This window comes from Nocardia sp. NPDC059764 (assembly GCF_042732555.1).
Classification (GTDB): domain Bacteria; phylum Actinomycetota; class Actinomycetes; order Mycobacteriales; family Mycobacteriaceae; genus Nocardia.
The window spans coordinates 1-23,469 of sequence record NZ_JBHWHH010000086.1; the positions used below are offsets into that span (position 1 = coordinate 1).

The 23,469-nt window shown below is 68.5% G+C and carries 22 protein-coding genes and 1 tRNA gene; 13 read left to right on the plus strand and 10 right to left on the minus strand.

Translation table 11 applies throughout. The features are described from left to right. Window positions 1–51: 51 nt before the first annotated feature. From ACFV4K_RS19950 to ACFV4K_RS19975, 6 genes are read right to left on the minus strand one after another with little or no spacing between them, the layout of a single operon-like run. Window positions 52–1,278 carry a cytochrome P450 gene (locus ACFV4K_RS19950; protein ID WP_379276670.1) on the minus strand — a complete coding sequence of 409 codons (1,227 nt, stop codon included), beginning with the start codon at window positions 1,276–1,278 and terminating at the stop codon, window positions 52–54. Then, window positions 1,275–2,534, minus strand: a complete 1,260-nt coding sequence (locus ACFV4K_RS19955; RefSeq protein ID WP_379276672.1) for a cytochrome P450 — start codon at window positions 2,532–2,534, stop codon at window positions 1,275–1,277. The genes ACFV4K_RS19950 and ACFV4K_RS19955 overlap by 4 nt, the downstream gene beginning before the upstream one ends. Then, complete coding sequence (locus ACFV4K_RS19960) at window positions 2,531–3,133, minus strand: ATP/GTP-binding protein (RefSeq protein WP_379276674.1); 603 nt, start codon at window positions 3,131–3,133, stop codon at window positions 2,531–2,533. Before ACFV4K_RS19960 ends, ACFV4K_RS19955 begins: the two co-directional genes overlap by 4 nt. Next, window positions 3,114–3,467 (minus strand): DUF742 domain-containing protein, encoded by a 354-nt coding sequence (locus ACFV4K_RS19965; protein WP_357086153.1) that lies wholly within the window; start codon window positions 3,465–3,467, stop codon window positions 3,114–3,116. Before ACFV4K_RS19965 ends, ACFV4K_RS19960 begins: the two co-directional genes overlap by 20 nt. Next, entirely contained in the window at window positions 3,464–3,877 is a 414-nt protein-coding gene (locus ACFV4K_RS19970; protein ID WP_379276676.1) for a roadblock/LC7 domain-containing protein, read from the minus strand. The genes ACFV4K_RS19965 and ACFV4K_RS19970 overlap by 4 nt, the downstream gene beginning before the upstream one ends. Beyond that, entirely contained in the window at window positions 3,874–5,793 is a 1,920-nt protein-coding gene (locus ACFV4K_RS19975) for an ATP-binding protein (protein WP_379276678.1), read from the minus strand. The genes ACFV4K_RS19970 and ACFV4K_RS19975 overlap by 4 nt, the downstream gene beginning before the upstream one ends. Before the next feature lie 589 nt (window positions 5,794–6,382). Here ACFV4K_RS19975 and ACFV4K_RS19980 point away from each other — a divergent pair. Both ACFV4K_RS19980 and ACFV4K_RS19985 read left to right on the plus strand, forming a co-directional pair. Then, window positions 6,383–7,372, plus strand: a complete 990-nt coding sequence (locus tag ACFV4K_RS19980) for a zinc-binding dehydrogenase (protein WP_379276680.1) — start codon at window positions 6,383–6,385, stop codon at window positions 7,370–7,372. A gap of 81 nt (window positions 7,373–7,453) precedes the next feature. Further along, window positions 7,454–8,197: a hypothetical protein gene (locus ACFV4K_RS19985; protein ID WP_379276681.1), complete on the plus strand. Its 744-nt coding sequence runs from the start codon at window positions 7,454–7,456 to the stop codon at window positions 8,195–8,197. Between the two features lie 15 nt (window positions 8,198–8,212). Here the strand turns inward: ACFV4K_RS19985 and ACFV4K_RS19990 are convergent, their stop codons facing one another. After that, window positions 8,213–8,455: a hypothetical protein gene (locus tag ACFV4K_RS19990; protein ID WP_379276683.1), complete on the minus strand. Its 243-nt coding sequence runs from the start codon at window positions 8,453–8,455 to the stop codon at window positions 8,213–8,215. Between the two features lie 47 nt (window positions 8,456–8,502). On the opposite strand from ACFV4K_RS19990, the gene ACFV4K_RS19995 reads away from it, so the two are divergent. From ACFV4K_RS19995 to ACFV4K_RS20025, 7 genes are all read left to right on the plus strand, one after another. After that, window positions 8,503–9,879: an MFS transporter gene (locus tag ACFV4K_RS19995; RefSeq protein ID WP_379276685.1), complete on the plus strand. Its 1,377-nt coding sequence runs from the start codon at window positions 8,503–8,505 to the stop codon at window positions 9,877–9,879. Beyond that, a complete protein-coding gene (locus ACFV4K_RS20000; protein ID WP_379276687.1) occupies window positions 9,869–10,288 on the plus strand; it encodes a MarR family winged helix-turn-helix transcriptional regulator in 420 nt (139 codons plus the stop codon). The genes ACFV4K_RS19995 and ACFV4K_RS20000 overlap by 11 nt, the downstream gene beginning before the upstream one ends. A 36-nt stretch (window positions 10,289–10,324) precedes the next feature. After that, the gene (locus ACFV4K_RS20005; protein WP_379276688.1) at window positions 10,325–11,125 is read left to right on the plus strand and encodes an N-acetylmuramoyl-L-alanine amidase; all 801 of its coding nucleotides are present in this window, start codon (window positions 10,325–10,327) and stop codon (window positions 11,123–11,125) included. Window positions 11,126–11,249: 124 nt separating this feature from the next. Beyond that, window positions 11,250–13,205 carry an amino acid transporter gene (locus tag ACFV4K_RS20010; RefSeq protein ID WP_379276690.1) on the plus strand — a complete coding sequence of 652 codons (1,956 nt, stop codon included), beginning with the start codon at window positions 11,250–11,252 and terminating at the stop codon, window positions 13,203–13,205. 96 nt (window positions 13,206–13,301) lie between these two features. Next, complete coding sequence (locus ACFV4K_RS20015; RefSeq protein ID WP_379276691.1) at window positions 13,302–14,207, plus strand: metal-dependent hydrolase; 906 nt, start codon at window positions 13,302–13,304, stop codon at window positions 14,205–14,207. A gap of 73 nt (window positions 14,208–14,280) precedes the next feature. Next, complete coding sequence (locus ACFV4K_RS20020) at window positions 14,281–15,408, plus strand: PDR/VanB family oxidoreductase (protein ID WP_379276693.1); 1,128 nt, start codon at window positions 14,281–14,283, stop codon at window positions 15,406–15,408. A gap of 24 nt (window positions 15,409–15,432) precedes the next feature. Further along, window positions 15,433–17,211: an SDR family oxidoreductase gene (locus ACFV4K_RS20025; protein ID WP_379276695.1), complete on the plus strand. Its 1,779-nt coding sequence runs from the start codon at window positions 15,433–15,435 to the stop codon at window positions 17,209–17,211. A 490-nt stretch (window positions 17,212–17,701) separates the two neighbouring features. Here ACFV4K_RS20025 and ACFV4K_RS20030 read toward each other — a convergent pair whose 3' ends face one another. The 3 genes from ACFV4K_RS20030 to ACFV4K_RS20040 all read right to left on the minus strand — a co-directional run bounded on the left by ACFV4K_RS20030 (window position 17,702) and on the right by ACFV4K_RS20040 (window position 20,398). Next, window positions 17,702–18,187 carry a glycine-rich domain-containing protein gene (locus ACFV4K_RS20030; protein WP_379276696.1) on the minus strand — a complete coding sequence of 162 codons (486 nt, stop codon included), beginning with the start codon at window positions 18,185–18,187 and terminating at the stop codon, window positions 17,702–17,704. A 565-nt stretch (window positions 18,188–18,752) separates the two neighbouring features. After that, window positions 18,753–19,790 (minus strand): TerC/Alx family metal homeostasis membrane protein, encoded by a 1,038-nt coding sequence (locus ACFV4K_RS20035; protein ID WP_379276698.1) that lies wholly within the window; start codon window positions 19,788–19,790, stop codon window positions 18,753–18,755. Window positions 19,791–19,969: 179 nt separating this feature from the next. After that, window positions 19,970–20,398 carry a nitroreductase family deazaflavin-dependent oxidoreductase gene (locus ACFV4K_RS20040; protein WP_379276700.1) on the minus strand — a complete coding sequence of 143 codons (429 nt, stop codon included), beginning with the start codon at window positions 20,396–20,398 and terminating at the stop codon, window positions 19,970–19,972. Window positions 20,399–20,530: 132 nt separating this feature from the next. Between ACFV4K_RS20040 and ACFV4K_RS20045 the strand changes: the two genes are divergently transcribed. From ACFV4K_RS20045 to ACFV4K_RS20060, 4 genes are all read left to right on the plus strand, one after another. Next, on the plus strand, window positions 20,531–20,911 hold the full coding sequence (locus ACFV4K_RS20045) for a DUF4234 domain-containing protein (protein WP_379276702.1): 381 nt from the start codon (window positions 20,531–20,533) through the stop codon (window positions 20,909–20,911). A 72-nt stretch (window positions 20,912–20,983) separates the two neighbouring features. Further along, a tRNA-Ile gene (locus ACFV4K_RS20050) sits at window positions 20,984–21,057 on the plus strand. A 225-nt stretch (window positions 21,058–21,282) separates the two neighbouring features. After that, window positions 21,283–21,756: a hypothetical protein gene (locus tag ACFV4K_RS20055; RefSeq protein WP_379276704.1), complete on the plus strand. Its 474-nt coding sequence runs from the start codon at window positions 21,283–21,285 to the stop codon at window positions 21,754–21,756. A 696-nt stretch (window positions 21,757–22,452) separates the two neighbouring features. Continuing rightward, window positions 22,453–23,148 carry an MspA family porin gene (locus tag ACFV4K_RS20060; RefSeq protein WP_379276711.1) on the plus strand — a complete coding sequence of 232 codons (696 nt, stop codon included), beginning with the start codon at window positions 22,453–22,455 and terminating at the stop codon, window positions 23,146–23,148. Window positions 23,149–23,469: the final 321 nt, after the last annotated feature.

The following is a 23,469-nucleotide window of genomic DNA, read 5'->3' on the forward strand; positions in this document are numbered from 1 at the left end:
GGCGGACACGGCCGCACGCGCCGGAAACAGGGTCCGGCGCGTGCGCGACGGTCAGACCAGGTGCAGCGGCAGCGCCGCGATGTCGTTCTGCGTCATGACCGGAAGGTTCACGATGTCCGAATCCGCGCCGGCCAGCCGCAGCGCCGGGAACCGGTCGAACAGCGCGGGCAGCGCGATGGCCGCCTCCAGCCGCGCCAGCGCCGCGCCGGGGCAGATGTGCGGGCCGTAGCCGAAGGAGATATTGCGGTGCGCGGTCGGCCGGGTGATGTCGAATTCGTCGGCGTCGCCACCGAATACGCCGGTGTCGCGTCCGATCGCGCGGTACGACATGACCACTCCCTCGCCCTTCTCGATCACGGTGTCGCCGACCGTGACGTCTTCGGTGGCGAACCGCATCAGCAGGTGGGTGACCGGGCCGTCGAAGCGCAGCGACTCCTCGATGACCTGCTTCCACTCCACTTCCCCCGACCGCACCCGGGCCAGCTGCTCGGGCCGGGCCAGCAAGGCGCGCACCGTGTTCAGGATCAGGCTGACGGTGGTCTCGTGCCCGGCGGCGACCAGCGCCTCGAGGTTGCCGACCACCTCCTCCTCGGTGAGCGGCTCACCGCCCTCGTCGGCCAGGATGAGCGCGCTGGTGAGATCGTCGGTGGGGGTGGCGGTCTTGCGGCGGACCATCTCGGTGAAGTAGACGTCCATATCGTCGATGACCCGCAGCCGCTCGTCCTGCGGGGTCATCATGGAGAAGAACTTCTTGTACCAGTCCAGCAGCATGGGGTGGTCCTCGCGCGGCACGCCCATCAGCTCGGAGATCACGCGCATGGGCAGCGGGTAGGCGAAGACCTGCTTGAGGTCGACCACCGCGCCCTCGCCGCCCGCCGCGTCGAGGTCGTCGAGCAGTTCCTTGGTGAGCCGTTCGACGGTGGGGCGCAGCTCTTCGAGGCGGCGCGGGGTCAGCGCCTGGGTGGTCTTGATGCGCAGGCGGCGGTGTTCGGGGCCGTCCACGGTGAACATGGACCGCCCGGCGTCGATCATGCCGATCAGCGGCCATTGCCGGGTGATCACGCCCTCGCTGAACAGCTTCCAGGCGTTGATGTCCTTGACCAGCCGGGCGTCGGTGAGCAGCTGCCGCGCGACGGTGTGATCGGTGATGGTCCAGGCGGGCGCGCCCAGCAGGTCGATGCGGGTGATCGGCCCCGCGGCGCGCAGACGGGTGGTCTCACCGGCGAGATCGCCGACCATCGGATCGATGGCGATGGCATGCGGGCAGGGGGAACTCACTGGAAACCTCCGAGAGCGCGAACAGGTGTGAAAACAACGGGCAGAGAAGTCATTCCGCACAGGAACGGGGAGGGCCGGCGCACCAGGCTCGCCGCGGGCACCGCCAGATCGATGTCGGGCAGCCGGTCCAGCAGCACCTCGATACCGGTGCGCGCCACCGTCTCCGCGATCTGCTGCGCCGGGAACGGGCACCGGTACTCGCCGTGACTGAACGCGAAGTGGGCGTTGTTGCCGCTGTTGATGCCGTCGCCGACCGATTGGCGCACATGCGGATCGGTGTTCGCGGCGGCCAGCCCGAGCAGCACCAGGTCACCGGCGCGAATCTGGGTGTCGGCCAGCCGGGTGTCGCGGGCGGCCCAGCGACCGGCCAGGATCGAGTTGGGGGAGTCCTCCCACAGCACCTCGTTCATGGCCTGGTCCACGCTGCGCCGGCCACCGCCGAGCGCGGCCGCGAACCGGTCGTCGGTGAGCATCAGCCGCACCGAGTTGATCAGCCAGTCCGCGGTGGGCAGATGCCCGGCGGCGGTCACGGCCATCAGATCGTTGACGTATTCCTCGTCGGTGAACTGCCCCGGCTGCGCGAGCATGCGCGAGACCAGGTCGTCGCCGGGCACGGCCTTCTTCATGGCCAGCAGGTGCTGCATGTACTGCATGAACTGCAGGTGCGCGGTCTGGGCGTCGGCGCCGCCGTCGGCCATCACCTTCATAGCGCGCGCCAGCCCGGGGCCCTCGACCTCGGGGATGCCCAGGAGTCCGGCGAGCACCAGCACCGGCAGCGGTTCGGCGAAGTCGGCGACCAGGTCGGCGGTGCCGCGCCCGCAGAAGGCGTCGATCAGCTGATCGGCCAAACCCTCGGCCACCCTGCGCAATTCGAAGTTGTCCACCGATTCCAGCGCCGGTTCCACCATGGCCAGGTGGCGGCGGTGCTCGGCGCCCGCGGTGAAGTAGATCGAGGGCATGGGTGTGCCGACCATGGGCAGCAGCGGCCAGTCCGGGGGAATGTTGGGCCACTGGTTCCACAGGCTCACGTCGCGCGGGAACAGTTCGGGCGAGCTGGTGACCTGGTGCATCTCCCGGTAGCCGAGCACCAGCCAGGCCGGGATCCCGCCGATCAGTTCGACGGCGGCGACCGGGCCGTGGTCGCGTCGGATCTCGCGGTAGAGGGAGTTGCGGTCGGTGTGGAAGCGGGGGCCGCTCAGCGGCACCACCGCGGTGGCGTGGGGCACCGGGCAGCTGCCCTGCGCGGGCGAGGTCATGAGACGGTCTCCGGGTGGTAGAGGTACTCGACCAGGGTGATCAGGACGTTCTTGCACGAATCGCGCAGGCGGGCATCGCATTCGACCAGCGGAATGTGCGGGCCCAGATCCAGCGCCTCCCGCACCTCCGCCATGGTCGGTCCGGGCCCGAAGCTGTTGCAGGCCACGATGAACGGCGTGCCCTGATGTTCGAGCCGGTCGATGGCGTACCAGGAGTCGGCGATCCGGCGCTGATCCACCAGCACGATCGCGCCCAGCGCGCCCGTGAACAGTCGGTCCCACAGGAACCAGAAGCGTTCCTGGCCGGGCGCGCCGAAGAGGTAGAGCACGTGCTCGTTGTCGATGGTGATGCGGCCGAAGTCGAAAGCCACCGTGGTGGTGGACTTTCCGGGTATCCCGGCCGGGTCATCGACGTCCTGGCCGAGCTGGGTCATGGTGGCCTCGGTGTCGAGCGGGCGGATCTCGCTGATCGAGCGCACCATGGTGGTCTTGCCGACGCCGAAGCCGCCGACGATGACGATCTTCAGGCCCTGCCGGGCGTCGGCGGGCAGCGGAGCCTCGGCCCGGGTGGGGCGGAGGTCAGAGTTTGCGGAGTCCAACGAGCACCTTTTCCAGCGTGTCGGTAGTGGGCAGCCAATTCCATTGCCGCGACGCGTGATCCGGATGACGCACCGTGATCTTGCCCGCGTGCAGCAGGTCCGACAGGAGGATGACGGTGATGCCCACCGGTAGGCGTAGCTCGGCCGCGATCTCCACCACCGCGGTCGGCGCGCGGCACATATCGAGGATGGCGGCGTGCTCGGACTGCATGCCACGCACCGGAGCGCTCTCGCTGACCACCAGGGTGACCAGGTCGAAGGCGTCCGAATCCGGTTGGCTGCGACCGCCGGTCAGCGTGTACAGCCGATCCGGATCCTCGTCTGGCCTGGTCACGGCACGCTCGCCCCCGGTACTCGCGGGGCGGCGGCCAGATGCTCGCCGAGCTGCTCGACCAGCTCGCGCATATTGTGGCCGACCAGTCCGGCGTCGGCGTCCTCCGTGGCGACCACCGCGATGTGCGCGCCCACCCCGGCTTCCACGATGAACAGGATGCCCCCGTAGAACTCGGTCATCGACTGCCGCACGCCGCCGCGCCCGTCCCCGAACTCCACCGAGGCCCCGTGCGACAGGCTCTGGATCCCGGCCGCGATCGCCGCCAGCTGATCGGCGCTGTCGTTCCCCAGCCCGGGCGTATGACAGATCTTCAAACCGTCCCCGGACAGCAGCAGCGCGTGCCGCGCCCGCGGCGTGCGCACCAGCAACTGCTCCAACAGCCAGCCCAGATGTGTGGCGGACGGTGTCATCGATCGGTCTCCCAGGGGTTCGCAGGGGCAGGGTGAGCGCCGGTGCCGGGTTCGCGACCGCTCGCGCCGTCCGGGAGCTGTGCGGCCCGGCCGGCGGAATGCGACGCCGCGGTGGCGTTGTCGCGCAGATCGATTCCGCGCCGGACCGCGTCCATCAGTGACCTCGGCAGCAGGGAGGCGTCGCTCGAACCGTCGAGGCTGAGCGGATCCGACCCTGTCGAGACGGTGGGGATGCGGCCGCCCGGGGGCGGATCGAGGTTGGTGAGCGGCGAGGATCCCGCGTCGGCGGGGGTCTCCCGGCCGGAGACGGCACGCTGGAATGCGGCCATCGACGACGGAGCGGCAGGGGGGCGCGGCGGGGGCGGGGCCGCCGGAACGGCCAGGCCCTCCGGGTGGACGGCGGCCAGGGTGCTGCCGCGCTGCCGCTTCGGCAGGCCACTGGAAGTCGCTGCGTGCGAGCCGGATTCGTCCTGCTGATGACCCTGGCCGCTGCCGCTCGCGGGGAACTGTGCCGGACCGGTCGGCGCGGTGCGTGCCGAGTTGGCGGGATCGGCGTAGTTCACCGGGGAGGAATCGGGTGCTGCCGAGCTGGGCTCGGGTCGTTCTCCGCTCGCCGGGTCGAAGGACCCGGTGCGGGCCGATCCGGCGAATTCGGCTCCACGCGCTCGGTCGGCGGCAGTGTCGGGAGTCGCGAGCTCGGGGCCGCGTCGCGGTGCGGTCGCCGAGCCCGCCCACGCGGGTTCGGCCACCGAGTCCTCCGACCGCGCTGGGACGCGGGCGATCTGGGGCTCGGCGGTGTCGGCGGCCGCCACCGGGGTGAGTCGGGACAGGGTGCCGGACTGGCGTTCCAGGCGGGTGGTCAGTTCGCGGGGGATGACCACCACGACGGCGGTGCCGCCGATGGCGGAGGGCCGATAGCTGACGGTCAGGTCGTGCTTGCGGGCCAGGTGCCCGACCACGGCCAGACCCAGCCGGGTGCCGGAGAGGGAGGAGAGGTCGGTGTCGGCGCGCGGGCCCGCCACGGCGGATTCGGCTCTGCGGAGGGCGGATTCGCTCATGACGAGGCCGCTGTCCTCGATGGTGATCACCACACCCGCCGGGACCTCGGCGGCGTAGACGTGCACCTCGGTGGTGGGCGGGGAGAAGTTGCAGGCGTTGTCGAGCAGCTCGGCCAGCGCGTGCATGACGCCCTCGGCGGCGTGGCCCGCGACGGCGATCTCGGTGACCGCGCGCAGCCGCACCCGCTGGTATCCGGCGACGCGGCCCATAGCCCCGCGCAGGATCGACTCCATGGCAATGGGTTTCGCCCAGCGACGGCCGGACCGGGCGCCGCTGAGCACCGCGATGCTGTCGGCCAGTCGTCCGGCCTGGGCGGTGCGGTGGTCGAGTTCGAGCAGGTCGGCCAGCACCTTGGGGTCGGCATGGCGGTGTTCCATCTCGCGCAGCTCGGCCAGCATGGAGGTGCTCATGGCCTGCATGCGTCCCGCTGCCCCGGCGAAGGCCGCCATGGCCGCGGCCCGGCGGTGCTCGTTGTCCTTGGCGGCGCGGGCCTGTTCGGCGGCGTGTTCACGGATGTCGTGCACCCGGGCCTCGGATTCGGTGATGCGCGTCTGGGCGGCCGACATGGTCGCGGCCACATGGGCATCGGCCTGCGCGGTGTAGGCCAGGGCCTCGCGGCGCACCGCGTGCACCCGGTCCCGGTAGTAGGCGGCCGCGGTGAGCGCGCCGGTCAGCAACAACGCCGCCACACTCGCCCCGATGGCCAGTGGTATCCGGAATCCAGTGGGGGACAGTAGGACTGCGACCGCCACCACGATCGCGGTGGCTACCAGTGAGACGGCCGTCGTCGCATACGGCGGGCGCTGACTCCGAACGGTGTGCTGTTCCCCGTTCGGCGGATTGACTGATTCCGACACGCTCCGCACTTCCGAACTACGTCCACCAGGGCGGACACCCCGATGCCCCCGACCGCGCCCGCCTCGCGAAATGCCGTGCCAAATGCCCGGACCGCCAAGCGGATTCGGTTCTGCCGGACGCAGCATAAGCGCCCCCGGTCAGCGGCGCTACCCGAGCGCGTACCCACGGGCAAACATCCGTCCCACCCGCTGGGACAGCGGATCGACGGCGCAGGTCATGTCGACGTCGTCGAATTCCCGTCGGCGCAGCCGGGCAGCGCCGCCGCGAGCGCGCCGAGACCGACGTGGAACGCGCGCTTCAACAGCGCCCGCCCCCACAGGTCGGCCACCGTCACCCCGATCAGCGCGCCCGCGCCGAGTGTGCCTTGTTCCGCGGCGTGTCTCCGGGGTCGTATTCCTTGCGCAGCAGTTCGCCGAGCAATTGCCGGGCGGGTCAGGGCATGCGGCTTGTCTCGGCAGCGGATCTCCCGTGTTCGCCGGGAGTGAATGTTCGCCGCCCGGCCTTGACCTCAATATATGTCGAGGTTCGATGCTGGGTGCGGCGACGACCGGTCGAAGCGGTCGTCGGAAGCGAGAGGGAGGCAACGAGATGCGTGCAGTGCAGGTCGAAGAGTTCGGCGGGCCCGAGGTGCTGAAGGTCGGCGAGGTGCCCGACCCCGTCGCCGGACCCGGCGAAGTGGTGGTGCGGGTCGCCGCCGCCGACGTCATGTTCCTGGACACGATGCTGCGCAGCGGCGTAGCGCGTGAGTACTTCCCGGCCGAACCGCCGTTCGTCCCCGGCGGCGCGGTCACCGGCACCGTCGAATCCGTCGGCCCCGATGTCGACGCCGCGTGGGTGGGCAAGCGGGTGGCCACCCCCACCGCGGCCAGCGGCGTCGGCGGCGGCCTGCCCATCGGCGGCTACGCCGAACTGGCCCTGGCCAAGGCCGACACTCTCGCGGCCATACCCGCGGAGTTGAGTTTCGAGCAGGCCGCCGCCCTGGTCCACGACGGCCGCACCGTGCTCGCCATCGCGGACCGGGCCGCCATCGAACCGGGGCAGTGGGTGCTGGTCACCGCCGCCGCGGGCGGATTGGGCACGCTGCTGGTCCAATTGGCCCGCACCGCCGGAGCCCGGGTGATCGCCGCCGCCCGCGGTGAGGCGAAACTCGCGCTGGCGCAACGACTCGGCGCGCACGAGGTGATCGACTACTCCGAGCCCGGCTGGGCCGAGCGGGTGCGCGAACGCACCGGCGGCGTCGTGGTGGTCCTCGACGGCGCGGGCGGCCAGATCGGCCGCGACGCACTGGCCGCCGTCGCACCGGGCGGCCTGCTCATCGCCTACGGCAATGCCGCCGGTGGCTTCGCCGCGGTGGACGCGGAAGCCGCTGCGGCCCAGCGGGTCACCGTCGTGACGCTGTTCGAGCTCACCACCCCCGACACCGACTGGCTCGCGCTGCACCAGCGCGCGCACGCCGAAGTCGCCGCCCGACGCCTGGAAGTCGTGATCGGCCAGACCTTCCCACTCGACCAGGCAGCCGCGGCGCACACCGCCATCGGATCGCGCGCCGCGCTGGGCCGCACCCTGCTCACGGTCTGACCGTCATCGGCGTGTCGTGAGCATCCGCCCAGCTCCGCGGAGCAAGGTGACACCGGGTACAACGCGACGCGGAGGTGGGCGATGGGCAGGCGGGCAGGGGTGGTCGAGACCGTGGCGGCCGGAGTCGGACTGGCACTGGGCGTCTGCGCCGGCGGAGCCGCGAGCGCGCAACCCGCGCTCGACCCCGGCGCCTTCGACCCGTCCCGCGTCCCGCCCCGCACCTCGCTCTCGGTGCGCACCCTGGTCCCCGGAGCGGGCTGGGGCACCGCCAACCAGCACGAGGAACGCGCGGCACTGTCCCTCGCCAAGCTCTACCTCGCCGACTACGCCCTCAAACACGGCGACGGCTCCGCCGAGGACCGCGACCTGAGCGAACGCATGATCCGCAAATCCGACGACGGCGCCGCCGACCGGATCGAAGCCAAATACCCCTACGCCATCGACGCCGAGGCCGCCGAGTACCACCTCCGCTCCACCCACAGCCGGGGCGACTGGGAATTCTCGACCACCAGCACCGCCGACGTGGCCGACTTCCTCGCCGCCAAGATCCGCGACGAACCCGACAGCCCCATCCTGGCGTGGATGGAACAGCCCGCCGACCGCGCTGTCGACGGCACCCGCCAGGACTGGGGCACCGCTCGACTGCCCCAGGTCTACGGAACCAAGTGGGGCTGGGCCGATGTCGGCGACCCGGAGGTGTCGTCGGTCTCCTTCGGCCCCGGTTTCACTGTGGCCGCCCACACCTACGGCACGCCCGAACAACAGACCGAGGACGTGCTCGCGGCGTGGTCGGCCCTGCTGCCCGAGGTAAATCCCAAACACTGACAAGCGGAGTCGGCACTACTGCCCGCGCAGCTTTCCGGCCATGATCGCCAGGCGTTCGGACAGGGGAGCGGTGATCTCGTCCGGGGTCATGGCCGTCGGGTCGTCGCACCAGACGAAGATGCCGGAGCCGATCAGTTGGGATCGGCTCGCGGCGGGCAGTGTGCTGAGGTCGACGAAGACGCCGGGATTCCACAGTTTCAGCAGGGCGGGGTGTCGAGTGTCCGCTCGGTGCGGGTGATCGGGTGTGATCGGGGCCACTGTGTGCGACCTTGCATCCGGAACAGTTGTGAACACACAATGATTGTGTGCTTACAACTGTCGAGGAGCTCGACGAGCGGCGTAAGAAGATCATCCTGGTCACCTGCTGCCTGAGCCTGCTGATCTCGTCCATGGACGCGACGATCGTGAATGTCGCCATCCCCACCATTCGCGATGATCTCGGCGCGCCGCTGTCGCGGTTGCAGTGGATCGTCGACGTCTACACGCTGACGCTGGCCAGCCTGCTCATGCTCTCGGGCGCGGCGGCGGACCGGTTCGGGCGCAAGCGGGTGTTCCGGATCGGGCTGCTCACCTTCGCGGCCGGATCGCTGCTGTGCAGCTTGGCGCCCAGCATCGAGGTCCTCATCGGCGCGCGGTTCGTGCAGGCCGTCGGCGGGTCCATGCTGAATCCCGTTGCCATGTCGATCATTACGACCACCTTCACCGGACGGATGGAGCGGGCGCGGGCGGTCGGGGTGTGGGGCGCGGTGGTCGGCATCTCGACCGCGCTCGGGCCCATGGTCGGCGGCGTGCTCATCGACAGTCTGGGCTGGCAGTCGGTGTTCTGGATCAATCTGCCGATCGTGGCGGTGGCCTTCGCGCTCACCACGATCTTCGTGCCCGAGTCGAAGTCGGCGAATCCGCGCGGCATGGATCCGATCGGGCAGATGCTCGCGATCGCCGTGCTGTTCACCCTGGTGTTCGGGCTGATCGAGGGCAAGCCCGCGGTCTTCGTGATCGCGGCGGCGGCACTGGCCGGATTCCTGTGGCACGAGTCGCGGCACCGCTCGCCGTTCATCGACCTTCGCTTCTTCCGCAGCTTCCCGTTCTCCTCGGCCACCGTGATCGCGGTCTGCTCGTTCGCCGCGCTGGGCGCGTTCCTGTTCAGCATGTCGATGTATCTGCAAGGGGCGCGGCACTTCTCGGCCGTGCACACCGGCCTGCTGTACCTGCCGATGGCGCTGGGCATGCTGTTCTTCTCGCCGCTGTCGGGACGACTGGTGGGCCGCTACGGCACCCGGCCGTCACTGCTGGCCTCCGGATCCCTGATGGGCGTGGCCGCGGTCCTGCTCACCCTGCTGCGCGCCGACACCCCGATCTGGCAGCTGGTCGTCACGTTCACGCTGTTCGGCATCGGATTCGGCATGGTCAACGCGCCCATCACCACCACCGCGGTCAGCGGCATGCCGCTCGATCGGGCCGGGGCCGCCGCGGCGGTGGCCTCCACCAGCCGTCAGGTCGGCGTGAGTCTCGGTGTGGCACTGTGTGGTGCGCTCACCGGCGCGGGATTGTGGTGGACCATCAGCGGATTCGCCGTGGCCGTCACCGCGCTCGGCGTCGCCGCCAATACCGACTGGGCGTACCGTTCGCGAGATCGGATCGCGCCCCTGCTGGAACAGAAGGTCCCCGTTCATGCCGGATGACACGCCCACCACGGACCAGGTCTGGCGGCAGCTCACCCACCTGGTGATGGACACCCGCGACGGCTGGAAGCGCGCGGTGACCGAGCGAACCGGCATGCCCTTCAGCCGGATCCGGGTATTGCGGCGGCTGCGGCCCGGACCGCTCAGCGCCAAGGACCTGGCACGCGCGGCCGCCATGGACGCGCCGGCCACCACCGTCGTGGTCAACGACCTCGAGGAACGCGGACTGGTGACCCGCGAGATCGACCCGACCAACCGGCGCAGCAAGCTGATCTCGCTCACCGACGCCGGCGAGCGGGTGGTGGCCGACGCGCTCGCCACACCCGACCCCGCGCCCGCGGAATTGGCCGGGCTCACCCCGGCCGACCTGCGGACCCTCCACGAGATCCTGCGCAAACTCGAACACTGACTCACGGGTTCGTGATTCAACCGTTATCGTCGAAGCGTGCGACACCGACACTGGAAGTCCATGGCGGCACTCTGCGGCGCGCTGCTGCTCGCGGGCTGCGTGCAGAGCCAAGCCGTCCCGGTCTCGCAGTCGCGCCCGGCGCAGGACGCCCCCGCGAAAGCGGATCTGCCTGCCCTCCCGATCTTTCCGATCGCCAACCGGACCGTGGTGATCGACCCCGGCCACAATGGCGGCGGTGCGGCCCACGCCGACGAGATCAATGCCAAGGTGCCCGACGGGCGCGGCGGCATGAAGCCCTGCAACACCACCGGTACCAGCGGTGACGACGGCTACACCGAGCACGAATTCAATTGGGCGGAGGCCCAGCTGGTGCGCGATCAGCTCACCGCCCGCGGCTTCCAGGTGATCATGAGCCGCGACAGCGACACCGGCGTCGGCCCGTGTGTGAACGACCGCGGCACCCTCGGCAATCGGGTCGGCGCGGCGGCCGTGGTGTCGATCCACGCCGACGGCGCGCCCGCCGGGGCGCACGGCTTCCATGTCGCCTACTCCTCGCCCGCGCTCAACGACGCGCAGTCCGGGCCGTCGGTGCAGCTGGCCACCCGGCTGCGCGACACCCTGTCCGGGGCGGGCTTCACGCCCTCGACCTACGTCGGCTCCGACGGCATGAACCCGCGGCCCGATCTGGCCGGGCTGAACTTCTCCGAGCGGCCGACGGCCCTCGTCGAATGCGGCAATATGCGAGATCCCGGCGATGCCGCCCTCATCGAATCCCCGGACGGCCGTGCCCGATTCGCGCGGGCCATCGCCGACGCCATCGCGGCCTATCTCGGCTAGCACATTCCCCTGATCGACTCACGGCGCGGGCTCTGACCGTGCCCGGTTCGCCGTGAGTACATTCATCACGTCATTTCGGAATATTTACGGGAAAACCGGACCGCAGCGTTCCGGGGAGGACTCCTTGACCACGACCGACGTACGGCCGCGCTCGCGTTTCGCGAATTGGCTATTGGAAGACGCGGGGGAGCACTACTCGCAGATTCCGGGCCCGATGGCCAAGAAGCCGCCCAAGGAGCATCAGCACTCCTGGTGGAAGGTCATGTGCCTGACCGGTGTCGACTACTTCTCGACACTCGGATATCAGCCGGGCATCGCGGCGCTGGCCGCGGGGGTGCTGTCCCCGCTCGCGACGATCGTGCTGGTCGCGCTCACCCTGCTGGGCGCGCTGCCGGTGTACCGGCGGGTCGCCAGGGAGAGTTTCGACGGCGGCGGCTCGATCGCCATGTTCGCCAAGTTCCTGCCCAACTGGTGGGGCAAGATCTTCATCCTGGTGCTGCTGGGCTTCGCGGCCACCGACTTCACCATCACCATGACGCTGTCGGCCGCGGACGGCGCGGCGCACATCGTCGAGAACCCGTACATGCCCGAGTGGCTGGCCGACCAGAACATGACCATCACCCTGGTCCTGCTGGCGTTGCTGGCGGCGGTGTTCCTCAAGGGGTTCAGCGAGGCGATCGGCATCGCGGTCGGACTGGTCGGCGTGTATTTGTCGCTGAACCTGGTGGTGGCCGTGGTCGGCATCGTGAAGGTGCTGGAGGCCCCGCATCTGGTGACCGACTGGTCGCATCTGCTGACGGCCAAGCACGGCAATATCTTCGCGATGATCGGCGTCGCGCTGCTGGTGTTCCCCAAGCTCGCGCTGGGTCTGTCCGGTTTCGAGACCGGCGTCGCGGTCATGCCGCAGATCAAGGGCAATCCGGCCGACCCCAAGGAATTCCCGCGCACCCGCATCATCGGCACCCGCAAGCTGCTGACCACGGCCGCGCTCATCATGAGCGGGTTCCTCATCGTCACCAGCTTCATCACCACCATCCTGATTCCGGAGAAGGAGTTCCAGGAGGGCGGGCAGGCCAACGGGCGGGCGCTCGCGTATCTGGCGCACGAGCATCTGGGCAACGCGTTCGGCACCGTCTACGACATCAGCACCATCGCGATCCTGTGGTTCGCGGGCGCGTCGGCCATGGCGGGCCTGCTGAACCTGGTCCCGCGCTACCTCCCGCGCTTCGGCATGGCTCCCGAGTGGGCGCGTCAGATCCGCCCGCTGACCCTGGTTTTCGCGCTCATCGCCTTCGGGATCACCTGGTACTTCGACGCCAGCGTGGACCAGCAGGGCGCGGCGTACGCGACCGGTGTGCTCGTGCTGATCACCTCCGCGGCGGTGGCCGTGACCATTTCGGCGTGGCGCAAGCAGCAGTACTCGCGGGTGCTGGGGTTCGGGGTGGTGTCGCTGATCTTCGTGTACACCACCATCGACAACATCATCGAGAAGCCGGAAGGTCTGCACCTGGCCATCCTGTTCGTGCTGGCGACTCTCGTGGTGTCGTTCGCCTCGCGCATCCGCCGGGCGTTCGAGCTGCGGGCCGTCGAGGTGATCTTCGACGAGAAGGCCTGCGCGGTGATCGACCAGCTGGCCGAGCGCGGCGAGATCCGCATCGTCACCCACGACATCACCGACGGGCGCTCGCCCGAGGAGTACCGGGAGAAGGAGGCCGACCAGCGCCGGGAGAGCCACATTCCCGACAGTGAGCCCATCCTCTTCCTCGAGGTCATCGTGAAGGACCCCTCGGAGTTCAGCACCACGCTGCACGTGACCGAGGTGGACGTGGAGGACTATCACATCCTCACCGTCGAGGCCGCGGCCGTGCCGAACTGCATCGCGTCCATCCTGATCGCCATCCGGGACCGGACCGGGGAGTGCCCGCACGTCTACTTCGAATGGACCGAGGGGAACCCGCTCGCCAATCTGGTGCGGTTCGTGTTCTTCGGTGAGGGCGAGGTCGCGCCGGTGACCCGGGAGATCCTGCGCCGGGCCATCCCGCGTCGTTCGCAGCGCCCGCACGTGCACGTCGATAGCTGATCGGGGCGGAAAAATCTAGCTGTAACTCCTGGTTTCATACATAGGTAGAATGTTGCTACGCTCACGCAGCAAATCGCTACGAGACCAGGAGTACCGATGAAGCTACTTCCGAAGCTGGGCCGCCGAGAGGTGACCGAACCCGGTGAGGTAGCCCTGCACGCCCGCAATGTCCGGTTCGATTGGTCGAAGACCGAACCGGTCTGGATGAAGCAGGAACCGATCGCCTCGCACGTCCTCAATGCCCTGAGCATGCTGCTGCCCGAAGGCGAGCGCATGTTCCTGGTGACCTTCGGCGAAGCCCTCGAACTGGTCAAGGACGAGAAGCTGCGCGAGGCCATGATCGGGTTCATCGGCCAGGAGTCCATGCACGCCGAGAGCCACCACGGGGCGCTCGAGGAGGTGCTGGCCGCGCACGGCATCGATGTCGAGCCGTACGTGCGGCAGGCCGAGTTCCTCTTCCGCAAGACCCTGGGTCCGCGGGAACTGGGCACCACGGCCGCCCAGCAGCAGCAACTCGTCGAACGGCTCGGTGTGATCGCCGCGCTCGAGCACTTCTTCGCCTTCCTCGGCGACTGGGTGATCAACGCCGACCTCGAGCGGTTCGACGCCGACCCGCAGATGCTGGACCTGTTTCGCTGGCACGGCGCCGAAGAGGTCGAGCACCGCATGGTCGCCCACGACGTGGCCGAGTACTTCGAGATCGGCTACGTGCGCCGCGGCGCGCTCATGCTGATCGTCTTCCCCATCTTCATCGCGCTGCTGCTGCGGGGCACCAAGTTCCTGGTGCACGCCGACCCCTCGCTGCCCAATCACCGCTACCCGGTGCTGGTCGCCCGGATCTTCGCGGGCATGTGGCGCGGCTCGGTGCCCGGCATCCCGTCGCTGCTGATCAGCGCGCTGTCCACGTTCAAGCCCGGCTACAGCCCCGAAGGCGTCGGGTCCACCGCGCAGGCCGTGGCCTACCTGGCGCAGTCCCCGGCCGCGCGTGTGATGGCCTCGTGAACGAGCGGAGCGAGCGAACAATGGACACAGCGCGTTTCGCGCACGCCGGAGCCGAGCGCAGCGAGATGCAGGCGTGAGCGCCGCGATCCGGCCCGTTCCCGTCACACCGCCGCAGGACCTGTTCGGCAAGGGGCGTGCCGACCGCACCACCCGGGTCCTGGACTTCATCGCCGACAGTCGTCTGCGCTGGAGCACGTTCGTCAACCGGCGTGAACCCGACGTGCGGGTCGACTCGTGGCGGATTCCGCTGGTGGTCGTCGAACGCCGCGTCGAGGCGCACGACACCGACGTGATCAGCCTGCTGATGACCGCCCCCGACGGGCGCGAACTGCCCGCCTGGCGGCCCGGCGCGCACCTGGATCTGGAACTGCCCTCGGGCAAGGTCCGCCAGTACTCGCTGTGCGGTGACCCGGCTGATCGGCACGCGTATCGCGTTGCGGTGCGCCGTATTCCGGACGGCAACGGCGGCTCCCTCGAGGTGCACGACGCGGTTCGGGTCGGCACCACGATCACCGTGCGCGGGCCCCGCAACGCCTTCCCGTTCGTGCTGCCCGGGTACGGATCCTCCGCCGCGCGAGTGCATTTCGTGGCGGGCGGTATCGGGATCACGCCGATCCTGCCGATGATCCGGATGGCCGATCGGCTCGGCATCGACTGGACCATGGTGTACGCCGGGCGCTCCCGCGACACCATTCCGTTCCTGTCCGAGGTGGAGTCGTTCGGGTCGCGGGTCACCGTGCGCACCGACGACGAGCACGGCGTCCCCACCGCCGCGGACCTGCTGCCCGGCGTCGGGCCCGACACCTCCGTCTACTGCTGCGGACCGGTCGTCATGACCCAGGTCATCGCCGACACCGTGCGCACAATGACATTCAACGGCGTGCGCGGCGTGGAACTGTATTCCGAGCGGTTCTCGCCGCCGCCGGTGGTGAACGGCACCGCCTTCCAGGTGGAGCTGGCCCGCACCGGCGAGGTGCTCGACGTGCCCGCCGACAAGTCGGTGCTCGAGGAAGTGCTGAAAGCCCTTCCGGACAGCTCGTATTCGTGCCGCCAGGGCTTCTGCCGCACCTGCGTGGTGCGGGTGCGTTCCGGCGAGGTCGACCACCGCGACACCGTGCTCACCGACGCCGAGCGTGCGGCCGGCGACATGCTCATCTGTGTATCCCGTTGCGGCGGGGACCGTTTGGTGCTGGACCTCTAGCACCGTCTCAACGAGGAGAAGATCGTGACCGAAGCCACCGTCATCCCCGCCGCCGAGCGCCGGGTGCGCTCGGGCGAATTCGATATCGCCGTCTACGAATACGGCGAGCCGTCCGCCGCTGGGACATCGAAAGAAACCGTTGTGCTGGTACACGGTTGGCCCGACGACAACCACCTGTGGGACCGGGTCGTGCCGCTGCTCGCCGACCGCTTCCACGTCGTCACCTACGACACCCGCGGCCACGGCCGCTCCACCCGCACCGACCGCACCGAGGACTTCCGGCTCGAGCACTTCGCGGCCGACTTCTTCGCCGTCGCCGACGCGGTGAGTCCCGATGCGCCCGTGCACATCCTGGCCCACGACTGGGGTTCGGTGCAGATGTGGGAGGCGGTGTGCGAGCCGCAGGCCGTCGGGCGGGTCGCGTCCTTCACCTCGGTGTCCGGACCCAACCTCGACCACCTGGGCGCGTGGGTGCGCTCGCGCATGTCGCAGGGCAAGGTGTGGGGGCCGTTCACCCAGCTGCTGTCCTCGCTCTACACCGGTCTGTTCATGACGCCGGGCGTGCCACGGGTGGTGCTCAAGCCGCTGGGCACCGAGAAGATGTGGTCGCGCTTCGTCGGCCTGATGAACGAGACCTCGCCGGAGAACATCAAGCTGGGACCGGAATTCCGCCGCGACTTCTTCGACGGCATGCGCATCTACCGCGCCAATATCCTGCAGCGCCTGGGTGATCCGCGCGAACGCCGCACCGAGGTGCCGGTGCAGCTGGTCATCGCGCGCCGGGATGTGGCGGTGCGGCCCGCCGGCTACGCCGACACCAAGGAGTACGCGCCCACCCTGTACCGCCGCGAGGTCGGCGGCGGGCACTGGCTGCCGTTCTCGCACCCGGAACTGCTGGCCACCTCCACCATCGAGCTCATCGACTCGCTCCGCACCGGGGACACCCCGCGTACCCTGCGCCGGGCCGAGGTCGGTTCGGAGCAGCGGCCTTTCGATCACCAGCTGCTGGTGATCACCGGCGGCGGCAGCGGCATCGGCCGCGAGACCGCTCTGGCGTTCGCCCGCAAGGGCGCCGAGGTCGTGCTGTCCGACATCAACCTGGACTCCGCCAAGGAGACCGCGGACCTCATCGCGGGGATCGGCGGTGTCGCGCACGCCTACCAGCTCGACGTGTCCGACGCCGAGGCCGTCGCCGAGCACGCGAACGCGGTCATCGCCGCGCACGGCGTGCCCGACATCCTGATCAACAACGCCGGCATCGGCGCCGCGGGCGACTTCTTCGACACCTCCGCGGCGGAATTCAACCGGGTTCTCGATATCAACCTGCACGGTGTCATCAACGGCTGCCGGGCGTTCGGCAAGGCCATGGCCGACCGCGGCCTGGGCGGCAATATCGTCAACCTCTCGTCGATGGCCGCGTACACCCCGCAGCGGGGCTTTGCCGCGTACTCCACCTCCAAGTCCGCGGTCTTCATGTTCTCCGACTGCCTGCGCGCCGAACTGGCGGGCCAGGGGATCGGTGTGCAGACCATCTGCCCAGGAATTGTGCACACGAATATCGTTGCCAACACCCGCTTCTCGGGCGTCTCCGCCGAGGAGGAAGCCGCCAAGCAGCAGCGCTACGACAAGCTGTACGCGGCCCGCCGCTACGGCCCCGAGAAGGTCGCCGACCAGATCGTCAAGGCCGTCGAGAACAGACGCGACGTGGTGCCGGTGACACCGGAAGCATGGCTCCAGTACCGCTTCAACCGCTTCGCCCCCGCCGTCGCCCGCTTCTTCGCGGCCCGCGTCAAACTGACGTAGCGAGTACCCGCCCCCGAGGGGCTCACACCGGTGATGAGCCCCTCGGTAAATGCGCTTGTCGCACCGCCCCTCCCCGCGTAGCTTTCGGCTCAGCCTCGCAGCCACAGGGGCCGCGAGACGGGGGGAGGAGGCCGACGATGTTCGCTGTCGGATTCATTGTTGTCTTCATCGTGTTCACGCTGGTCGTCGTGGCGGTGGTCACCAAGCGAGGTGAACGCGATCGAGTGCGTGGAAGACGCGACAAGCGCTGGGGAGTCGGCTCCGGCGGCGGCGACTGGACCGTCGACTCGGGCGATCGCGCTAGCGGATGGTCCCCCGGAGGCGACGCCCACGGCCATCACATGGGCGGTGGCCATGGGCACCACGGGAGCAGCGGCCACGATCACCACGGGGGTGGAAACCATGGCCACCATGGGTGCGGTGGTGGACACAGCGGCTGCGCCGGCGGCAGCAGCTGCGGCGGTGGCGGGTGCGGCGGAGGCGGCGGGAACTAGCCCGCCCGCAACGCCGCCTCGATCGAGTGGACCCGCTCGGTGGGGATGCCCCACGGATGGTCCACTCCCACAACGCTGTCCAGGTTCCACAGCACGCATTCCTCGCCCGGTCGCGCCACGAACGACCAGGCGACCACGGTGCGTCCCAACTGCTCCGCCATCGGGTCCCCGGATCCCGAGCCCTCCCCGTCCGGGAAGTGGTGCAGGAACCGCCCGAACGCGTCATCACACAGGCGCGCATACCGTTTCGTGCACAGGATGAGTCCGTGCCAGGCCTCGTCCACCGCGTGCGATGGCATCCCGATCACTCGATCGTCGCGCATGGCCGCTCCGCAGCATCGCAACCACTGCCGCAAACCGGTCTCCACGAGTTCCCGTGGCTGCCACGGGCAGGTCTTGAACACCGCCTCCGGAATCTCCAGCGCGTCGACCACCTGATTGACCTGTTCGATGCTCGGACGCCGAGAACGGTTCAGCAACATGGCTACACGCTACGTCGAATCCCGCGGCCGGGCAGGGCCCGATAAATAGGTTGGCCGAAGCGATTCTCCCGGCGTATTTTTCGGCTATATCTCGCGGTCACGGCTGCCGCGAGACGGGGGAGGAGGCCGGCGATGATCGGCATCATAGTTTCCGTGATCCTGTGTATCGGCTTCGTGAGCGCGCTGAGTTATGGGCTCATCGAGGGCATCCGGTCCGATCTCGAGGTGAAGCGCCGAAGGGAGCGATGGCGGGCCGGGGGAGGCTGGGCCGGTGGCTCGGCCTACGGCGGCGGTTCGGTGAGCGGCAGCGGCGGTGTGATCAACTGCGGCGCTGGTGGGGACCCCGGTGGCAGCGGCGGCTGCGGCGGCGGGCACAGCGGGTGCGGCGGTGGCAGCGGCTGCGGTGGCGGAGGTTGCGGCGGTGGTGGCGGCGGAGGGGGATGCGGCGGTGGTGGCGGTGGGTGCGGAGGCGGCGGCGGTTAGCCACGCGTCCACCGCCCGATCGACTGGATCGAGCGGTGGACGCGGGAACCGGTTCAGCGGCATCGGGTTCCGCCGCGGTGGCTCACCGCGGGTCGGCTACGGGTTCGTTCTCCTCGCCGCGGGTGGAGTAGATGCTGGTGAGGGTGACGGTCGTCAGCACCACCACGATCACCACCAGGGAGGCGGCGGTGGGGATGGTCGGGACGCCGCTCCAGATGCCGTGGGACCAGTGCAGGACCAGCTTCACGCCGATGAAGGCGAGGATGGCGGCCAGGCCGTACGCCAGGTGCACCAGGCGCGACAGGGCGGCGTGCAGGACGAAATACAGTGCGCGCAGGCCGAGTAGCGCGAAGGCGTTGGTGGCGAAGACCAGGAACGGGTCGCCGGTGACGCCGTACACCGCGGGGACCGAGTCGACGGCGAAGACGATGTCGGTGGCCATGACCGCGGCCACGACCAGGGCGAGCGGGGTCAGGACGCGGCGGAACTTGCCGGGCTTGTCCGGGTCGGCTTCCTGCACCGTCATCTTGGTGCCGCGGTAGTCGTCGGTGACCGGCCAGATGCGGCGCAGCAGCTGCACCGACTTCATGTTGGCGATGTCGAGTTCCTGCTCGTGTCCGCCGGCCGCGTCGGCCAGCAGCTTGAGCGCGGTGACCAGCAGGATCAGGCCGAACAGCAGGAACGCCCAGTCCAGGGTGGCCAGGGCGGCCGCGCCCAGGGCGATGAAGATGCCGCGCAGCACGAGCGCGCCCGCGATGCCGTACAGCAGCACCCGCTGGGCCAGCGCCGCCGGGACCGCGAACGCCGACAGCAGCAGCATGAAGATGAACAGGTTGTCCACCGACAGCGACTTCTCCAGCAGATAACCGGTGAAGAACTCCACCGCCGGGGTGCCGCCGTTGTTGAACCACAGGAACACGCCGAACGCGACCGGCAGGGCGATGTAGAACGCCGTCCAGCCGATGGCCTCCCGCATGGACACCTCGTGCGGGCGGCGGGTGAGCGTGAAATCGAGAACCAGCAGCGCCAGCACCGCGGCGATCGTTCCACCCCACAACCAGGGGGTTCCGATGCTGTCGATGACGGGGGTAGCGGCTAGGAGAGTGGGGGTAGCACTCATGGGACCTCCTCGGACATGGCAAACCAGCCGAGGTCTCCTTCACCCGCGGATACCGTGGGCAACCACCCGGGGGACGCGACGGCGCGGCCCGTACTGACCGGAATGGTTCGTGGGAAGTACTCCCCTCTAGCCAGCAGGGTAGCCGACCCTAAGCCGCCAGGTCCACCCCGCCGGGTGTGTCAGCGGGGTGTGAGGACCACCACGGCGATCGGCCGCGAGGTCTTCATCTGGTATTGCGTGTACCGGCCCTTGTTGACCTTGTCGACCAGCTGGAACCGCCGCGTGTACTCCGGATTGTCCGGATAGGTGGCGGTGGCGGTGACCGGGATCCGCTGGGTCCCGATCTGGATCACGCACTGTGGCCGAGCCTTCAGATTCGCCAGCCAGCCCGGCGGTCGCGGCGACCCGCCGTTGGAGGCCGTCACCAGGTAGTTCTTGCCGTCCTTGGCGTAGGTCAGCGCGTTCGTGCGCTCCTGACCGGTCTTCCGCCCCACCGTCCGCAGCAGCAGGGTCGGATTCCCGAACAACAACTTGTGCCCGATCGCCCCGTGGCTGTTCTCGTAGAGCCACTGATGCGCCTTCAGCACGTTCCCGAACAGATTCGACATCCTGTGCCTCCCTGCCGTTGGTGGTCGCCTCAGATTAACGCTTCACGATCAGGTCACGATCCTGTGGATACGTTCCGGCAGCCGGTTCCCACCGGGACACGAAAATCGCACCACAACAAAAGGATTCACCCCATGACCACAGCCCTCGCCACGCCGATCAAACCCCGCAACCCCGTGCTGGTGTGGCTGGTCTGGCCGCTGTTGACCCTCGGCATCTACTTCCTGGTCTGGTACTACAAGATCCACAAGGAGATGGCCGAACTCCGCCGCGACCCCGAAGCCCCCGTCGCCGGTCCCCTCCTGGTCATGATCCTGCTCTCCTGGACCGGCATCGCCGCCCTGATCAGCTTCTGGCGCACCGGCACCCGCATCAGCCAGTCCCAGCAAGCCGCAGGCCTCGAACCCACCTGCAACCCCCTCTTCGGCTTCCTGCTCAACTTCGTCTTCGGCCTCGGCATCCTCTACTACCAGCTCGAACTCAACAAGATCGCGGACGGCCCCGCCGCCGCCTGATAGGTCCGACTGGGCATCGCCCCCACCGAAGCGGTAGCATCTCGCGCAGCCCGCAGTGATCTCCAGCGGTCTGGGGCGGTAGCTCAGTCGGTTAGAGCCGTGGACTCATAATCCATTGGTCGCGGGTTCGAGCCCCGCCCGCCCCACAAACCCCTCTGAACAGGGGTTTGTGTCGCTTCTGGAGAGGTTTCAATCTAGAACAGCGCTCTTCCATGAATACATTACGGGCGTCGCATCATGGGGAGCGCTTCGCTGGACGACATCCGCGAGTTGAGGGACGACTTCGACGATCGATGTGTACCTGAGAAGGCTGCACTGGAGTTGGAGGTAACCCGAGCGGTCATTGCCGGTATGGGCGATTCGGTCGGACCGTGCAGTTTGTCGAAGCTGCTGGTCGTGGCAGCGACGGATGGACGGCCCGCTTCGTCCTCGATGCTGAAGTCGATCTCGCCGTCTTCCACGGAATGCGCGAGTCCTGGGGGCTCGCGAACAGCTACCGCAGTGCGATGGGCAGTTCTGTAGGTGCTGTGGCGAATCCGCAATTGCCGACCTACTTCGGAGGTCCCCTCGATTCGATTCAGCTGCCCAACCTGGCGGCGACCTTTGCGCCCTCCGAAGGCATGTCCAAGTTGATGGACGGCTTCGCTGTGACCGCGATGAGCGGCTCGGACAAGTGGCGCGAGAGCTTGGGCGAGAGTGTGTTACTGCCAACCGACCGCCGCCGCGAGGGCTCAATGGGATATCGCGAAGTCTCGGACCGACGCGAGAATCTCGGCTTCCGAGCCGAATGGTGGTCGGCGTACCTCGGTCCCGAAGTCGGTGGTAGACAAGCCGTCTGCTGCTGACAGCACTCCCGAGAAGGCTCCGGCAACGAAGGGCGCCGCGAAAAAGGACACAGCTGCGAAGGCGGCCGGGAAAAAGGCTACCCCGACGAAGTCATCTGCTGGGAAGAGCGCCGCGACAAAGGCCACCGGGAAGAAGACTGAGAAGAAACGGCTTGAACGCCCGGCGCGCTAGTTGTGCGTTGGAAGCCTATACCGGACTCTTCTGCGAGCACGGCTACCAGCGTCGATGGGCGTGGATTCTTGCCCATGTGGTTCGGTTCGAGCCGTAGGTGTCCGCTGTCGGCACCGCCGGATCGACTGTTCTGACCTTTACGGCGGGTATCGGCTCGCCGGCAGGAATTCCCTGGTCGACACGCCTTATCGCCGCATTGCTCCTCAGCCTGATATCTCCGATAGGCTCTATTGCCAGCCAACAGCGGCTGTTCCTGTGATATCGGACTCCGGAAGAAGCGCTAGCGCACATCTTCGAGAAAGGATCCAGGTTTGCGGCGTCTACTAATCGTCGCCGCGGCGGGCACGGCCGTGGCAACCCTGGGCGTGTGGGTCTGGGGTACCAACCTGGGCCGAGCCCAGCCGCCCGGCTCAGAGGTAACCGGTTCGGGAGTTCATCTGACGGCATCCGTCGACAGCGTCGGGGTGAATCTGCCTGGTAACCGGACTCCGAATTTCCTCATGACGTTCGCGCATGCCGCGCAGATGTCCGGCGATTACTCGGTCAATGTGGAGGGTGGCCCGATCACGTCCGGTCAAGCCGTCGCAGGGTTCATCCTCGGCTGCGGGATCAGTGTGGCCGGCGGCTTCACCGTCGGAATCGAGCCCAATCAAGGATTGGTCGGCGCCCTTGCCCCGACAGTGAGCCCTGCGAGCCCTGTCAGCGCGCCGATTGCGACGGCCACTCCCGTGCCGACTACGTCCATCGCCTCCGTCATCACCCCCAGCACCATCACACCCAGTACCCGCCCGGTCGGCTTCGCCATTACCACTACCGGCCCAGCCGCTGCCCCAACCACGACGACCCCGACGACCACGACGACCCCAACGACCACGACGACCACGACGACCACGACGACCACGACGACCCCAACCACTACCACCCCAACCAGTACCAGTCCACCCAGCATCGACCTGGGACCCAGTGTCGGTGGAGTACTGGGCCTGCTAGAGGTCTTGACGGCCACGCTGGGGCCCGGCCAGGTCACCGTCGCGACAACAGCGACGTCGGCCCTGGACGACACCACCGTGTTCCCGTACCGCATCTCTTTCGACAACGCCGCGTTGAATGTCGCCCAATGCGCCTCGCCGGTGTCGGCCGTCCCCTTCGTTACGACTACGGTGAGTACCGTGCGGGGGGTTGTACAGACCACCGCCTACGGCGATCAGTTCACCTTCTGAGGCCCGGAGCCGCTTCGAGAAGGGTTGGGGGTCAGCGAATCCGGAACACCGGTTCCCCGGGGGCGGAACGGCAGCGCAGCGCCCGCAGGGATGCAGACACAGCATCGGCCTGCCCGCGCCCCTCGCCCCCACTGCAGCGGCCATGACATTGACGAGATCGGCATCCCCCCAGCGACAGCAAGACCCATGAATGGCCAAGCTGAGTGAGGCACTCGATCAACGTCTCCGGTCAATACACCTAGTCGTGGCTCCACGCCGTTGGATGGTCTTCGATGGGCGGGGTGACAGGGTTGCCGTAGCCGCGGCATCTGCGGACTCGTC